The following is a 15694-nucleotide window of genomic DNA, read 5'->3' as shown; positions in this document are numbered from 1 at the left end:
CTCCAGGATGGGAGGAAGCCCGACCGCCCATGCCCCCCAAAGTGCCCGCCAAAGCCGCCTTCTTCGACGTCGACGGGACGCTGGTCCGGACGAACATCGTCCACGTCTATGCCTACTACGCCATGAACCGGGGTTCGCTCCGGGGCATCGCGGGCCGCACCCTGGGGACCGCCCTGGGGCTGCCGGTGTTCGGCATCCTGGATGCCGTCAACCGCAAGGCCTTCAACGAGTTCTTCTACCGCTATTACTCGGGGCTCAGCGAGGACCGGCTCGTCACCATCGCCGAGGACATGTTCGAGGACGTCCTCAAGCCCGCGCTCTACGAGCAGACGCAGGACCTCATCGACGAGGCGCGTCGTGCCGGCTGCCGCATCGTGCTCGTCACCGGGGCCCTGGACTTCACCATGCGCCCGCTGGCCCGGCACCTGGGCTGCGACGACGTCATCGCCAACAAGATGCAGTTCGTGGGCGGCAAGGCGACGGGCAAGGTGATTCCGCCCATCATCGAAGGCGCCAACAAGGCCAACGCCATCCGCGCCTACTGCGAGAAAGAGGGCCTGGCCCTCAACCAGTGCCACGGCTATTCGGACAGCGCCTCCGACTACGCCATGCTCGCCGTCGTGGGGCGCCCCACCGCGGTGAACCCGGACCTGCGGCTGCGCTCGCTCGCGCGCGCCTACAACTGGCCCATCCTGGACTTGAAGTAACCCCCCTCTTCCCCCGGCCCAAGCCCATGCGCCCGCTCAAGACGCTCCAGAAGCTGTACGACGAGGAAAGCCAGGTGGTCATCACGGAGAAGGGCAGCCCTCCCCGGGCGCTCTTCTACGGTGAAGGCTTCCTGCAGGAAGATCTGCCCGTGGGCACCCGGGTCATCTTCCCCCGCCCCCCGCTGGAGGGCGTGCCCAACGTGAAGGCCGCCATCCGCTGGGCCATCAACCACCCGGAGGGCATGGATCCGCTGCACGCGCTCCTGCGCCCCGGCATGCGGCTGACGTGCGTCATCGACGACATCAGCGTGCCCTTGCCGCCCATGGTCACGCCCGACGTGCGCCAGTCCATCCTGGAGGTCGTGCTGGAGCTGTGCGCGGACTCCGGCGTGGACGACGTGCACCTGGTCATCGCCAACGCGCTGCACCGCCGGATGACCGAAGGCGAGATGAAGCGCATGGTGGGCGAGAAGATCTACGACGCCTACTACCCGGACCGGTACTACAACCACGACGCGGAAGACCCGGACGGCATCACGGAGCTGGAGCGCACCAGCCACAACGAAGTGGTGGCGGTGAACCGGCGCGTCGCGGAGAGCGACCTCATCGTCTACGTGAACATCAACTTCGTGCCCATGAATGGCGGGCACAAGTCCATGGGCACGGGCGTGACGAACTACGCGTCGCTCCGGCACCACCACAACCCGAAGACCATCCGCGACTCCGACAGCTACATGGAGCCGAAGGCGAGCGCGCTGTACACGAAGAACACGCGCATCGGGACGGTCATCGACCAGAACCTCAAGGTCTTCCACATCGAGACCACGCTGAACAACCGCATGTTCGGCGCGCCCACGGACTTCCTCGCGAAGAAGGAAGAGGACTACACGGAGGCGGACCGGCTGAAGTTCCAGGCCCTGCGCTTCACGCTGTCCAAGCTGCCCCGCGCCGCCGCGCGCAAGGTGCTCAACGCCATCCCCGCGCCCTACGACGTGACGGGCGTGTTCGCGGGGGCGACGGAGCCCACGCACCAGAAGACGCTGGAGCAGAGCTGGAAGCAGTACGTGGTGCCGGTGGAGGGACAGAGCGACATCGTCATCTTCCCCATCCCGTTCGTCAGCCCCTACAGCGTCAACTCCGTGCTCAACCCCCTGCTCGTGCAGGTGATGGGCCTGGGCTACTTCTACAACCTCAACCGGGGCGTGCCGCTGGTGAAGAAGGGTGGCGTGCTCATCCTCCTGCACCCGGCCTACGACGAGTTCGATCCGGTGCAGCACCCCAGCTACATCGAGTTCTTCCACCGGCTGCTGCCGGAGACGCGCGACTCCATGAAGCTGGAGCACAAGTACGAGAAGGAGTTCGCGGAGAACCCCAGCTACGTGCACCTGTACCGGAAGGGCAACGCCTACCACGGCGTGCACCCCTTCTACATGTGGTACTGGGGCGAGAACGGCCGTCAGCACGTGGGCAAGGTGATTGTCGCGGGCGCGGAGAACAACCACGTTCCGGCGCTGCTCGGCTGGGATCGCACCGACACCCTCTCCGAGGCGATTGAAGAAGCGCGCGGCTTCATGGGGCGCTCGGCGTCCATCAGCCTGCTGCGCATCGCGCCCACGGTGATGGTGGACGTGAAGTGAAAGGGTCGCACACGGACATGGCCACGCCCTCCGAGCTGAACGTCACCGAGGTCTTCACCGGCAAGCGGATTGTCTTCGTCGGCACCACCGGCTTCGTGGGCAAGGTGACGCTGTCGATGTTGCTCTTCCACTACGGCGACGTGCTGGACCGGGTCTACGTCGTCGTGCGCAAGGGCAGCGCCGCGTCCGCGGAGCGCCGCTTCTTCGACAAGGTGGCGCCCAGCGAGCCCTTCCAGCCGCTGCGCGACCGCCTGGGCGACGACGGCGCGATGCAGTACCTGCGCGACAAGTGCACCGTCCTGGACGGCGACATCACCGACCCCTGGGTCGGCCTGGAGGAAGCGGACGTCGCGAAGATGACGGGGCAGGTGCACGCCATCGTCAACTGCGCGGGGCTCGTGTCCTTCAACCCGTCGCTGGAGGTGGGCCTCAACGTCAACACCCACGGCGTGAAGAACGCGGTGGAGCTGGCGCTGCGCTGGAAGGTGCCGCTCATCCACATGTCCACCGCCTTCGTCGCGGGCAACCGCAGCGGGCTCGTCTTCGAGGACGAGCAGGTGGCGGGCTACTTCCCGAAGATGGAGGAGATGGACGGGCGCGACTTCAGCCTGGAGCAGGAGCTGGTGGACGCGGAGAAGACCGTGGCCCGCCTGCGCGACCAGGCGGACGACAAGGCCCTCACGTCCATCTTCCGGCAGAAGGCGCTGGACCGGCTGGAGGAGGAAGGCCGCGACGCCACGGATGAGAAGACGCTGCGGCTGGCCGTGGGCCGTGAGCGCAAGCTGTGGCTGTCCGGTGAATTGGTGCGCGCGGGCATGGAGCGCGCGCTGCACTGGGGCTGGCCCAACACGTACACGTACACCAAGCACCTGGGCGAACAGGTGATGGCCGGTACGCCGGGGCTTCGCTACTCCATCGTGCGGCCCTCCATCGTGGAGAGCGCGGCGCACTTCCCGTTCCCCGGCTGGAACGAGGGCTTCACCACGTCCGCGCCGCTGGCGTACGCGGGCATCAAGGGTCAGCGCGGCATCCCCGCTGGCGACCACGCCATCCTGGACATCATCCCGGTGGATCAGGTGGCGGGCGCCACGCTGGGCATCACCGCGCACGCCATCCAGGTGGAGGAGCGCCGCGTCTACAACCTGGCCTCCGGCGACGTGAACCCGTTCCTCGCCAGCCGCTCCGTGGAGCTGGTGGGCCTGTACCGCCGCCGCTTCTACCGCAACCGTGAGACGGGCAACTCGCTGATGAACTCGCTGCGCTCGCGCATCGAGCCGCAGCCGGTGAGCAAGCAGGAGTTCCAGTTGCTCAGCGCGCCCATGCTGCTCAAGGGCGCGAAGCTGTTGCGCAAGACGCTGGGCGAGGTGCGGCCCGCCTGGGGTGCGCCGCGCATCCAGGCGATGGTGGACAAGGCCGTCACCGCGCTGGACGAGGTGGAGTCGCAGGCCGGCAGCCTGTCTGGCCTCATCGAGCTGTTCCTCCCCTTCCTCTGGGAGAACCGCTACGTCTTCCGCTGTGACAACACGCGCTCCGTCTACGAGCGCATGGTGCCGGCGGACCGCGCGAAGATCGACTGGGCGCCGGAGCGCATCGACTGGCGCGAGTACTTCCTGGGCACGCACCTGCCCGGCCTGGAGAAGTGGGTGTTCCCGGGCCTGGACGAGGAGCGCGAGAAGCGCACCGCCATCCCCGCGTCGCGCGACCTGCTGGAGCTGTTCGAGTCCACCGTGCACGCGTGGCGTCACCGGGTGGCCTTCCGCATGGCCGCGGGCGAGAAGGAAGAGCGCTTCACCTTCGGCGAGGTGCACCGCTACGCCGCGCGCGTGGGCAGCTACCTCATGGCCGCGGGCATCCAGCGCGGCGACCGCGTGCTGCTGGTGTCGGAGAACCGGCCGGAGTGGGCCATCAGCTACTTCGGCATCCTGCGCGCGGGCGCCACCGTCGTGCCGGTGGATCCCGCCCTCACGGAAGCCGAAGTCGTCAACATCGCGAAGCGCGCGGCGGCCAAGCAGTGCCTCATCTCCGAACAGGCCGCGGAGGACTTCCCGGGCCTCTTCACCGCGCTGGGTGAAGGCGTCGGCGTGGCGAGCCTCGCGGAGGCGATGACGGGCGACCCGGCGTACCCGGACCGCATCGGGCCGGTGAAGAAGACGGCGGCCCCCGACGACGTGGCCAGCGTCATCTTCACCTCCGGCACCACCGGCACGCCCAAGGGCGTGATGCTCACGCACCGCAACTTCACGTCGCTGGTCGCGAAGCTCGCGGGCGCGTTCAGCGTGGGCGTGGGCGACGGCGTGCTGTCCGTGCTGCCGCTGCACCACACGTTCGAATTCTCCGCCGGCTTCCTCACGCCGTTCTCCCGTGGCGCGGAAATCACGTACATCGACGAGCTCACGTCGGACCGGCTGGGCGACGTGTTCGAGACGGGCCGCGTCACCGCGATGATTGGCGTGCCCGCGCTGTGGCAGCTCCTGCACCGCAAAATCACGCAGGAGATGGCCGCGCGTCCGCCGGTGGTGGAGCAGGCGCTCAAGGCGCTGATGGCGGCCAACGGGGAGCTGAGAAACCGCAGCTCGCTCAACCTGGGCAAGCTCTTGTTCTGGCCCGTGCACCGCAAGTTCGGCGGCCGGGTGAAGGTGCTGGTGTCGGGTGGCTCCGCGCTGTCGGACGAAGTGCACCAGGCCTTCCACGAGCTGGGCTTCACCATGCGCGAGGGCTACGGCCTGACGGAGGCCGCGCCGGTGCTGGCGGTGTCGGAGGCCACCAACAAGCGCATCCGGGGTTCGGTGGGCAAGGCGCTGCCGGGCATCGAGTTCCGCATCCTCACGCCGGACAACGACGGCATCGGCGAGGTGCTGGCCAAGGGCCCCAACGTGATGGCCGGCTACTTCGGCGACCGCGAGGCCACCGAGGCCGTGGTCAAGGACGGCTGGCTGCACACGGGCGACCTGGGCCGCATGGACGACGAGGGCCGGCTGTACCTGATGGGCCGCGCCAAGGACGTCATCGTCGACGCCAACGGCAAGAACGTCTACCCGGACGAGCTGGAGGAGCTGTACCAGGAGCACCCGCACGTGAAGGAGCTGTCCATCGTCGGCCTGCCGGACGAGTCCGGCGGCGAGAAGGTGGCCTGCCTCTGCGTGCCGGACTTCAAGGACCGTCCGCGCGAGGAGGTGCGCCACGAGTTGGAGGAGCACTTCCGCAAGGTGAGCGCGGGCATGCCCTTCTACCGGCGAGTGAAGACGGTGCGCTTCTGGGACGGCGAGCTGCCCAAGACGTCCACGCGCAAGGTGAAGCGCAAGCGCGTGGTGGAGGAGTTGCAGCGGCTGGACCGCGTCGCGGCCAGCGCGGGGCGCGTGAAGGAGAAGGCGCAGGCGACGCCCACGGGCGGCGTGGCGGACTGGCTCTACCCGCTGGTCGCGGAGGTGTGCCACCGCCCGGTGTCGGACGTGCGTCCGGACGCGCAGCTCATTGGCGATTTGGGCTTCGACTCGCTGATGCTCACGGAGATGTCCGTGGCGCTGGAGGGCGCGGGCGTGCCCCTGCCCGCGATTGAAGACCTGACGCAGGTGCAGACGGTGGAGGACCTGCGCAAGCTGGTGGTGGTGTCCGGCCGCCGGCCCTCGCAGGAGACGCGGGCGCGCGACATCCTCAAGGAGAACGAGCGCGCGGAGGCCCAGGAGATTCCCGTTCCGGAGGCCGTGTCCGCGGTGGGACGGCAGCTCCTGTCCTTCGGGCAGAAGGTGCTCTACGGCGGCGTCTTCGACGTGAAGGTGACGGGCAAGACGTTCATCCCGCAGAACCGCAACTTCCTCGTCATCGCCAACCACGCCAGCCACCTGGACGCGGGGCTGGTGCGCGTGGTGCTGGGCGAGCAGGGCGACCGCATGGTGTCGCTGGCCGCGCGCGACTACTTCTTCGACACGCCGCTCAAGCGCGCGTGGTTCGAGAACTTCACGCACCTCATCCCCATTGACCGGCAGGGTTCGCTGCGGGAGTCGCTGCGGGTGGCGGGTGAAGCGCTCCGGCAGGGCTTCAACGTCCTCATCTTCCCGGAGGGCACGCGCTCCACCACCGGAGAGCTGATGGAGTTCAAGCCGACGCTGGGCTACCTGTCGCTCACCTACGGGGTGGACGTGCTGCCGCTCTACATCCACGGCGCCTACGAGGCGCTGCCCAAGGGCTCCATGTTCCCGAAGACGAAGGAGCTGGAGGTGCACGTGGGCCCGGCGCTGGAGCACGCGTCGCTGAAGGCCCGGGCGCAGGGCATGTCGCGCTCGGAGGGTTACCGCTACGTGACGCACATCGCGGAGGAAGCGGTGCGCACGCTGCGCGCGGGCAAGGTGCTGGACCTGGAGCAGGTGGGCGCGGACCGCGTCTTCACCCCGCCGGCCCGCACCCTGACGGGAGGGAAGGACTCGTGAAGCTGCTCGTCACTGGAGGCACGGGGTTTCTGGGCACGCACCTGGTGCCCAGGCTTACGGCCGCGGGCCACGACGTGCGCCTCATCGCGCGCTCGAAGCCGTCCGGCCCCGCATTCGACAAGACGGAAGTCCTCCAGGGCGACCTGAAGGACCGGGACGCGGTGCGCCGCGCGCTCGTGGGCGTGGACGCCGTCTACCACCTGGCGGGACTCGTCTCCTTCCAGAACAAGGACGCGCGGCGGATGTACGAGCTGCACGTGGACTGCACGCGCGAGTTCCTGCGCGACGTGCGCGAAGCGGGCGTGAAGCGCGTCATCCTGGGCTCCACCTCCGGCACCATCGCGGTGTCGAAGGAGGAGCGCGTGGGCACGGAGGACGACGACTACCCCATCACCACCGTCGCCAACTGGCCCTACTACCTGTCGAAAATCTACGAGGAGAAGCTGGCGCTGGAGTACTGCCGCAAGCACGCCATCCCCCTCGTCGTCATGAACCCCAGCCTGTTGATGGGACCCGGGGATGACCGCCTGTCCTCTACCTGGACGGTGGTGAAATTCCTCAACCGGGAGATTCCGTCCATGCCCGGCGGCGGCATGTCCTTCGTGGACGCGCGCGACGCGGCGGACGCCTTCGTCCAGGCGCTCACCCGGGGCGAGGTGTACGGCCGCCACCTGATGGGCGTGAACATGTCCATGGTGGACTTCTTCGACCGGCTCCAGCGCCTCACCGGCGTGCCCGCGCCGCGCATGAAGCTGCCCCGCGAGCTCAACATCTGGGGCGGCAAGCTGCTGGAGCAGTGGGCCAAGGTGCGTGGCACCGTGGCGAAGATCGACCCGCAAGAGGTCGAGATTGGCGAGCACTGGTTCTACCTGGAGCCCGCCAAGGCCGAGCGCGAGCTGGGCTTCAAGGCCCGCGACGTCCACGAGACGCTGCTGGACACCGTGCAGTACGTCTACGGGAAGATGCCGCCGGACAGCCTGCCCGGCACCCGCGGCCGGCTGGCCGAGACGCGCGAAGGCACCTGAAGCCTTCCGACTTCCGGGAGTGAAGCGGCGCGGTGTCTCCCCTTACGGGGCGGACGCCGCGCCGTGCTGCTTTCCGCTCACCCGCTCCACCAGCCGGGCGGCGCGCGGGTCGGTGTCCTTGCGGTACCAGACCCAGGCGGCGCCGAAGAAGGCGATGCCCACGAGCACGAAGAGGAGCCGCGCCAGGAAGGACGGACCACCCGCTTCGGACGCCATGCGCTTCAGCCCACCACGCGGTTGCGGCCCGTCTTCTTGGCCTTGTAGAGGTTCATGTCCGCCACCTTGATGAACTGGGTGGGCTCCGACATCTCCGGGGCCACTTCCGCCACACCCAGGGAGATGGTGACGGGGATGACCTTGTCCTCGAAGGTGAAGACCTTGTCCTCCACCAGCTTGCGGATCTTCTCCGCGAAGACGCGCGCCTTGTCCGGCCCGTCCTCCGGCATCACGACGGCGAACTCCTCGCCGCCGTAGCGCGCGAAGCACTGCTCGCGGCGCACCAGCCGTTTGATGGACTGGGCCAGTTCGCGCAGGACGTAGTCTCCGGCCAGGTGGCCGTGCACGTCGTTGATCTGCTTGAAGTGGTCGATGTCGAACATGAACATCGACAGCGTGCGCTGGTACCGGTGCGAGCGGCCCATCTCCCGCTCCAGGTACTCCAGGAAATAGCGCTTGTTGTTGATGCCGGTGAGACCGTCCGCGATGGTCAGCGTGTAGATGGTCTCGTGGTACTGGGTCTCGATGTTGTCGCCATCGAGGAACTTGAAGATGGAGCCGCCCACCTTCACCAGATCCCCGCTGCGCAGGGGCTGGGCCTGGAGCACCTCCTTGTCGTTCAGGTAGGTGCCGTTGGTGGACTGGAGGTCCTCCACGAACATCTTCCCCTGGCGACCCCAGATGCGAGCGTGGCGGCGGGACACGTTGTCCAGGTCCACCACGATGTGGTTGTTCTGGTCGCGACCGATGATGAATCCGGCCTCTTCCAGGACATACTTCTTGCCCAGCTCCGGTCCGTGGATCTGCACGAGGCAGCACTCCGTGCCGCGCTCGGGTCCTGGGGTGAGGCTGGAGATCTTGGTGACTCGGGTTTGGTCGCCAGACATCGCGCCGCCCATCCTAGCACGCGGCGTCCAGGGAAGCCACGCAAGGCAGGGGGACCCACCGGGTTGCGCCCCTCCTCCTACATCCTCTGAAACCGGGAGGAAAAGGGGGCGGGTCCGGCGCCTCCCGGGCGCGCGGTTGGGCATTCAACGGAACGCACCGCCGGAGCCGCACGGGCATTGTGGGACGGCGGGCTGGGGCTAACGTGGCTGGCACCTATGTCAAAGCTGCTGGCCATGATCCTGGCGGGAGGCGCGGGCACGCGTCTGGAGCCGCTCACGCGTGAGCGGGCCAAGCCCGCGGTCCCGTTCGGCGGGCGCTACCGCATCATCGACTTCGTCCTGTCCAACTTCGCCAACTCCGGCGTGTACCGGATGAAGGTGCTGACGCAGTACAAGAGCGACTCGCTCAACAACCACCTGTCGCGCGCGTGGCGCATGACGGCGTTCCTGGGCCACTACGTGGAAGCGGTGCCCGCGCAGATGCGCACCGGCGTGGATTGGTACAAGGGCAGCGCGGACGCCATCTACCAGAACCTCAACATCATCACGGACGAGGAGCCGGACCACATCTTCGTGTTCGGCGCGGACCACGTGTACCGGATGGACGTCCGCAAGATGCTGGACTTCCACATCGAGCGGAAGGCCGCGTGCACCGTGGCGGCCATCCCCGTGCCCATCGAACAGGGGCGCGAGTTCGGCATCATCGACGTGGGGCCGGACGGGCGGATGCTCCAGTTCCTGGAGAAGCCCAAGGACCCGCCGCCCATGCCGGGCAACCCGAAGATGTGCCTGGCGTCCATGGGCAACTACCTCTTCAGCACCGACACGCTGGTGAAGGAGGTGGTGCGGGACGCCGCGGACGAGAAGAGCGCGCACGACTTCGGCAAGTCCATCATCAGCGAGCTGTACAAGCACGAGCCCGTGTACGTGTACGACTTCGCCCAGAACACGCTGTCCGGCCAGGAGGACAAGGAGCGCGGCTACTGGCGCGACGTGGGGAACATCGACGTGTACTACCAGTCCAACATGGACCTGGTGGAGGTGGACCCCATCTTCAACCTCTACAACGACCGCTGGCCCATCCACACGCAGCCCAACAACTATCCGCCGGCGAAGTTCGTCTTCGCGGACGCGGACAACAAGCGCGTGGGCAAGGCGACGGACTCGCTGGTGGCCGAAGGGTGCATCATCTCCGGTGGCAGCGTGCACCGCTCGGTGCTGTCGCCCAAGGTGCGGGTGAATTCGTATTCGGAGGTGGAGGACTCCATCCTCTTCGAGAACGTCACCATCGGCCGCCGCAGCCGCATCCGGCGGGCCATCATCGACAAGAACGTGGAGATTCCTCCCGGAATGACCATTGGCTACGACCCGGCCGAGGACAAGCGCCGCTTCCACGTCACCTCCGGTGGCGTCGTCGTCATCCCCAAGGGGATGAAGGTCACCTGACCTTCAGGTCGGGCCTCAAGGCCACGAAGCCAGTCCAAGACGCGCGACGGGCGTCCCGGAATTCCTCCCGGGGCGCCCGATGTGCATCCGAAGCGGTGGGACGCCCGCGCTAGACGAAGGCCGCCTTCACGTCGGGGCGGTTGAGCACGATGAGCGACCAGATGCCCGGGATGAGCGACAGACAGGAGCACGGGCCGCAGCACGGGATGCAACAGATGATGGCGGCGGCCATGGACCAGCCGTAGCTCTGGAGGTTCTTCATCTTCCAGGCGCCGAAGGCCACCACGCCGTTGAGCACCAGCCCGGGCACCGTGAGCAGGATGCGGCCCAGGGGCGACAGCATCCACAGCATCATGTCCTTCCACTGCTGGGGGATGTCCGGGTTGTCCAGGAAGGGCGCCAGTTGCTCCGCGTTCGTGGGGCTCGCCAGGCTCACCAGCGAGTACAGGAGCGTGAGCCCGGCCATCACCAGCATCAGGATGGAGGGGACTGCCAGGTCCTGGGCCGCCTTCGCGCGCGAAGGGCCGGGTTCCGGCGTCGGGGGTGTGCCGTAGGTCTCGTCCATCATCCCTCCACGCGAGGCGTGACACGCGCGACGGCGGAAGTGCCCGCGCCATGCGGAGGGCATTCCACCCGGGCACGGGCACCGCGCGCCAGGACAAACGACCACGCGCCACCCGAAGCCTTCAAAGCCGGGCGGCGCGTGGGGACCGCGCTCAGGCCGGCTGACGCAGGGCCTGGACGGGGCGCTTCTCGAAGGCGGCCAGGGTGGTGGCGATCTCCTGGTTCACCTGGCGGAGCATGTCCTGCTTCTCCCGGAACGGCAGGAAGGCGCTCTTGAAGCCGGAGACGATGATGGTGGTGAGGTCCTCCAGCGACAGGCCCAGCTCGCGGTGGGCGAGCCACAGCTCCTTGGTCACCGTGGTGTCGGTGATGAGGCGGTTGTCGGTGTTGATGGTCACCCGCAGGCCGTAGTCGAAATAGAACTTGAGCGGGTGGGACTCCAGCGACTGGACCGCGCCCGTCTGGACGTTGGAGGACGGGCAGACCTCCATGGGGATGCGGTGGTCGTTGACGTAGTTGAGCAGGTCGCCGTCCTCGCGCAGCCGGGTGCCGTGGCCGATGCGGTGCGCGCCCAGGGAGTGGATGGCCTGGGAGACGGACTCGGGGCCGTAGGCCTCGCCCGCGTGGGCGGTGCAGTTGACGTTGTTCTTGAGGATGAGGCGGAAGGCGTCCAGGTGGTCCTTGGCCGGGAAGCTGGCCTCCGCGCCCGCCAGGTCGAAGCCGACGACGCCGCGGTTCTTGTACGCGACGGAGAGCTCCGCCAGCCGCATGGACGTCTGCGGGTTGATGTGGCGGATGCCGCAGACGATGACGGCGCACTTGATGCCCGTCTCACGCTTGGCGGCCCTCAGGCCCTCCAGCACGGAGTCGATGACCGTGGTCATCTTCAGGCCCTTCTGCAGGTGCAGCGCGGGCGAGTAGCGCACCTCCAGCCAGCGGACGTTCTCCGCGGCGGCGTCCACGGCGAGCTCGTAGGCGGCGCGGTAGAGGGACTCGGCCGTCTGGAGGACGGAGAGCGTCACGTCGAACGCGACCAGGTACTCCTCCAGGCTCTTGCAGACCTGGCCCATGTGGATGGCCTTCGCGAGGCCGTCCTCGGTGTCCGCGAGCAGCTTCACCTTCTGCTGTTCGGCCAGCTCCAGGATGGTCTTGAGCCGCATGGACCCGTCCAGGTGGCAATGCAGGTCCGTCTTGGGGAGCGCGTGGAGCAGCTCCTCCGTCACCGCGAGCGTCGGGGGCGGGATGATGTCCGAGCGCCGGGCGGACGACGGGATGCCGGTGGCATTGGGGGTTTCGTCTTCACGAATCGAGGGCATGGTCGAAGTTCCTTGCTTGCGTCATCCTCCCCCAAACCATGTCGTCCCTCGCCTGTCCACGCCTGCCCTGGTTGCCCCGCCTGACGTTGACGCTGACGCTGGCCGTCATGGCCTGCCAGCGCGCGCCAGTGGACACCGCGTTCCAGTTTTCCAGTGACGCGTCGTCCCGGACGGGGCTCACGGCGGTGGCGGACGGGGTCCTGCTCGGCAACGAGGCAGGCGCGGTGCTGCGCCTGGACCGGGAGGGACGCCCCGTGTGGCGCGTGTCCCTGGGCCGCGAGGTGGCGGTGGCGCCCGTGGAAGCGGGAAGCGCGGTCATCGCCGGAACCGTGGTGGGCGACGTCGTCTGTCTGGCGCTGGAGGACGGCAAGGAGCGCTGGCGCCTGGGCGGCGAGCCCCCCGTGCTGACACCGCCCGTGGTGGATGAGGCGCACCGCTCGGTGTTCCTGGTGGCGCCGGACGGCGCGGTGCGCGCCCTGGCGACGGACTCCGGGCAGGTGCGCTGGAAGCGGCCGGCGCCGAAGCCCCCGGGGTCCGCCGTTCCCGGTCCGGTGCCGGGAGTCCCTCCGGTGCCTGGAGCCCCAATGGAGGGTGGGGCGCCTCCCGCACCGGTGCTGGTGGAGGGCGTGCTGGTGGTGGCGCTCGGGGCGTCCGGGCTGTGGGCGTTGGAGCCGGAAACGGGGGCGCCGCGCTGGTCCCTGCCGGTGACGGACGTGGTGGGGCTGGATTCGGAGCGGGACACCGTCTTCGTCGCCACGCGCGCCGGGCGGGTGCTGGCCCTGTCAGTGAAGGATGGGAGCACGCGCTGGGAGCAGCGGCTGGCGGACGGGGTGACGGGACCTCCCGCGCGGGCCCTGGGCGCGCTGTGGCTGGGCGCCGGGCCCTCGTCGCTGGTGGGGCTGTCCACCTCCGAGGGGCGGGAGGTGGCGCGGGTGGTGCTGCCATCGCCTCTGCTGGAGCGGGTGCAGGTGGGGCTGGAGGACCTGCTGCTGGTGCCCACGTCCGGGCGCGAGGGCCAGCTCGTGGCGCTCCGGGCCCCGGGCTGGACGCCCGCGTTCACGGTGAGGGCGGACACGTCGCTGCGCACCCGGCCCGTGGTGCGCGGTCCGCTGGTGTTCGTGCTGGGCCTGGATGGCCGCGTGCTCGCGTGGCGGCTGCGCGTGCCGCCGCCCACGTGATGCTCCCCGCCGCGCGCGCTTCGGTCCGACAGCGCACGGGCCGGCCCTACGACCCTCTCGCGCCTGACTAACTCACGGGGCCCGGCTGGGAATCCTCCGCGCCCGCGCGGGCCGCGTCCGGCGACTCCACGAAGTCCAGGTCGCGGTGGAACGTCTCCGTCAGCCGCGACAGGGACAGCAGCGCGAGGCCGAAGCAGACGGCGCCCACGGTGAGCGCCGCATGGCCCACCGTGAGGTGGCCCTTGAGGACCCCGAAGCCACTGGCCGCGAGCACCGCGGAGCCGCGCACGAAGTTGGGCACCGTCGTCGCCACGGTGGCGCGGATGTTGGTGCCGAACTGCTCCGCGGCCATCGTCACCAGCACCGCCCAGTAGCCCACGCACAGGCCGATGAGGAAGCTCAGGAAGTAGATGAGCGTGGGGGTGAGCCCGGGCACCAGGCCGTACACCAGCACCAGCGCGAACCACGCGCACAGGCCCAGCCCCACCGCGCGCTTGCGGCTCTGGAGCCACTGGCTCAGCAGGCCGGACAAGAGGTCCCCCAGCGTCAGGCCCACGCTGCCGAAGAGGATGGCGTTGCCCGCCGTCACCGTGCCCTGGACGTTCAGGCCCGCCGTCAGCTCCGGCGCGAAGACGAAGAGGATGCCGGTGGTGAAGTAGATGGGCACGCCCACCCCGATGCAGCAGAGGTACTTGAGGAAGCGCCCCCCTTGCAGGAGCAGCAGCGGGTTCGCCTTCGCGGGGCCGGCCTTGTGGGTGAAGAGGGCGGACTCGGACACCTTGAAGCGGGTGAAGAGCAGCGCGAGGCCCATCAGGCCGCCCGTCACGTAGGCCGTCTTCCAGTGCAGGTGCTGGGCGACGAGGGCCGCCACGACGATGCCCAGCATGCCCAGCGTCGCGACCACGGTGGTGCCCAGGCCGCGCTTCTCCTTGGGCAGGGACTCCGCGACCAGGGTGATGGCCGCGCCCAGCTCGCCCGCGAGCCCCAGGCCTCCGAAGAAGCGGCAGACGGCGTAGCTCGTCACGTCCCAGGCGAACGCGTTGGCCAGGTTCGCCGCCGAGTACAGGAGGATGGAGCCGAACATCACCGACAGGCGGCCCTTCCGGTCCCCGAGCATTCCCCAGAAGAGGCCGCCCACCATCATCCCCGCCATCTGCGCGTTGTAGATGAAGAGGCCCTTCTGGAGGATGTCCGCCGGGTCGGTGAGCCCCAGGTCCTTCAGCGAAGCGACGCGCACCACGCCGAACAACGTGATGTCGAAGAGGTCGACGAAGTACCCGAGCCCCGCCACGAGGACGGTGAGGTTCAGGACCGAGCGCAAATCCTTCAGCCGTGTCATGGCGCGGGATTAAGGGCGTTCACCGGGCGCGGAGCAAGCCTCCGGTGAAACGTCGCATGCCTCCAGGCCTGGAGCCTCGGCTCGAGGTCCTCGATGCGTTCGGAGGGCTCAACGTCCAGGGTGATGGCTTTCGCCTTCCCTCAAACACAGACATCCCTCGCCAGCGGGGCCGCACTCCCCCACCCCGGGAACGATGGGACACCCTCCAGGTCCAGGAGACCAGGCGATGGTGGCCCTGGCCTTCCCGGCCTCCCCGCCGGGGGGTGCAGGACAATCCGCACGAGGAGGTGCTTCCGTACGGATTCCCTGGAAGGTAGGTTTTACTGCATGTCCCAGTGGGCGGTCGGGGTGTGGCAGCGCGTGGTGGGGCTGGCGGTGTTGCTGGCCCTGGGGAGCCCCGCGTGGGCGGCCGAGGCGTGGCGGGCCGTCGCGCGCGTGGGGTCCTCCGAGGACCGCGCACTCCTGGAGCGGGTGCGGGGACAGAGCAGCGACCTGCCCGTGGTGCTGAGCGCGGAGGAAGGTCCTCCGCTGGAGGCGAGTCCCGACGGAGCGTGGCGCGAGGCGGAGCGGGTGGCCTTGCGCCAGGACGCTCGCGCGGTGCTCTGGTTCGTGCGCGACGGGGCGGAGGTGCGCGTGTCCGTGGCGGCGCCCCGGACGGGGCACCTGTTCGTGCGGACCGCGCACGTGGAGGGCACACCCGAAACGCTGACGTGGTCCGTCGGGGCGGAGGCGCTGGCGCTGGCGGTGCGTTCGGCGCTGCGCGCGGTGGACGCGGGGGAACCCCTGGGCGAGATCGTCGCGCCCCCGCCACCCGCGCCCGTGGCGGCGACCGCGGAGCTTCCTCCTCCGCCACCGGAGCCCGTCCCGGTGGCGAGCGCTCCCGTGGACGGGGGCTTCTTGCAGGTGGGGCTGCACGCCGCGCTGGACGGCTACCACCCGGGGGGACAGCAGGGGC

The 15694-nt window shown here is 68.8% G+C and carries 11 protein-coding genes and 1 pseudogene; 7 read left to right on the top strand and 5 right to left on the bottom strand.

Going from position 1 to position 15694, the window contains the following annotated elements; translation table 11 throughout:
• Positions 1-41 precede the first annotated feature (41 nt).
• The 4 genes from D7V88_RS28330 to D7V88_RS28315 are packed head-to-tail and all read left to right on the top strand — an operon-like array spanning position 42 to position 7793.
• On the top strand, positions 42-707 hold the full coding sequence (locus tag D7V88_RS28330) for an HAD family hydrolase (RefSeq protein ID WP_120533186.1): 666 nt from the start codon (positions 42-44) through the stop codon (positions 705-707).
• Between the two features lie 26 nt (positions 708-733).
• A complete protein-coding gene (gene larAH, locus D7V88_RS28325) occupies positions 734-2344 on the top strand; it encodes an NPN-dependent hydroxyacid isomerase, LarAH14/15/16 family (protein WP_120543749.1) in 1611 nt (536 codons plus the stop codon).
• Between the two features lie 17 nt (positions 2345-2361).
• Positions 2362-6768 carry an AMP-binding protein gene (locus D7V88_RS28320; protein ID WP_120543748.1) on the top strand — a complete coding sequence of 1469 codons (4407 nt, stop codon included), beginning with the start codon at positions 2362-2364 and terminating at the stop codon, positions 6766-6768.
• Entirely contained in the window at positions 6765-7793 is a 1029-nt protein-coding gene (locus D7V88_RS28315) for an NAD-dependent epimerase/dehydratase family protein (protein ID WP_120543747.1), read from the top strand. The genes D7V88_RS28320 and D7V88_RS28315 overlap by 4 nt, the downstream gene beginning before the upstream one ends.
• A gap of 42 nt (positions 7794-7835) precedes the next feature.
• On the opposite strand, the gene D7V88_RS28310 is transcribed toward D7V88_RS28315, so the two are convergent.
• Both D7V88_RS28310 and D7V88_RS28305 read right to left on the bottom strand, forming a co-directional pair.
• On the bottom strand, positions 7836-8009 hold the full coding sequence (locus D7V88_RS28310) for a hypothetical protein (RefSeq protein WP_208726519.1): 174 nt from the start codon (positions 8007-8009) through the stop codon (positions 7836-7838).
• A gap of 5 nt (positions 8010-8014) precedes the next feature.
• Positions 8015-8896 (bottom strand): GGDEF domain-containing protein, encoded by an 882-nt coding sequence (locus tag D7V88_RS28305; protein WP_120543746.1) that lies wholly within the window; start codon positions 8894-8896, stop codon positions 8015-8017.
• Between the two features lie 216 nt (positions 8897-9112).
• Between D7V88_RS28305 and glgC the strand changes: the two genes are divergently transcribed.
• Positions 9113-10342: a glucose-1-phosphate adenylyltransferase gene (gene glgC / locus D7V88_RS28300; protein WP_120543745.1), complete on the top strand. Its 1230-nt coding sequence runs from the start codon at positions 9113-9115 to the stop codon at positions 10340-10342.
• Positions 10343-10451: 109 nt separating this feature from the next.
• Here glgC and D7V88_RS28295 read toward each other — a convergent pair whose 3' ends face one another.
• Positions 10452-10910 (bottom strand): hypothetical protein, encoded by a 459-nt coding sequence (locus tag D7V88_RS28295; protein WP_244238439.1) that lies wholly within the window; start codon positions 10908-10910, stop codon positions 10452-10454.
• Positions 10911-11058: 148 nt separating this feature from the next.
• Complete coding sequence (add, locus tag D7V88_RS28290; protein ID WP_120543744.1) at positions 11059-12222, bottom strand: adenosine deaminase; 1164 nt, start codon at positions 12220-12222, stop codon at positions 11059-11061.
• 38 nt (positions 12223-12260) lie between these two features.
• Here add and D7V88_RS28285 point away from each other — a divergent pair, with 38 nt between their 5' ends.
• The gene (locus tag D7V88_RS28285; RefSeq protein ID WP_120543743.1) at positions 12261-13400 is read left to right on the top strand and encodes an outer membrane protein assembly factor BamB family protein; all 1140 of its coding nucleotides are present in this window, start codon (positions 12261-12263) and stop codon (positions 13398-13400) included.
• Between the two features lie 67 nt (positions 13401-13467).
• On the opposite strand, the gene D7V88_RS28280 is transcribed toward D7V88_RS28285, so the two are convergent.
• Positions 13468-14739: an MFS transporter gene (locus tag D7V88_RS28280; RefSeq protein WP_120543742.1), complete on the bottom strand. Its 1272-nt coding sequence runs from the start codon at positions 14737-14739 to the stop codon at positions 13468-13470.
• Between the two features lie 327 nt (positions 14740-15066).
• Between D7V88_RS28280 and D7V88_RS28275 the strand changes: the two are divergent.
• Positions 15067-15694 (top strand): annotated as a pseudogene (locus D7V88_RS28275) (hypothetical protein); the annotation flags it as partial.

The sequence above is a fragment of the Corallococcus terminator genome, from assembly GCF_003611635.1.
GTDB lineage: Bacteria > Myxococcota > Myxococcia > Myxococcales > Myxococcaceae > Corallococcus > Corallococcus terminator.
This window is presented reverse-complemented; position numbering and strand designations above follow the sequence as displayed.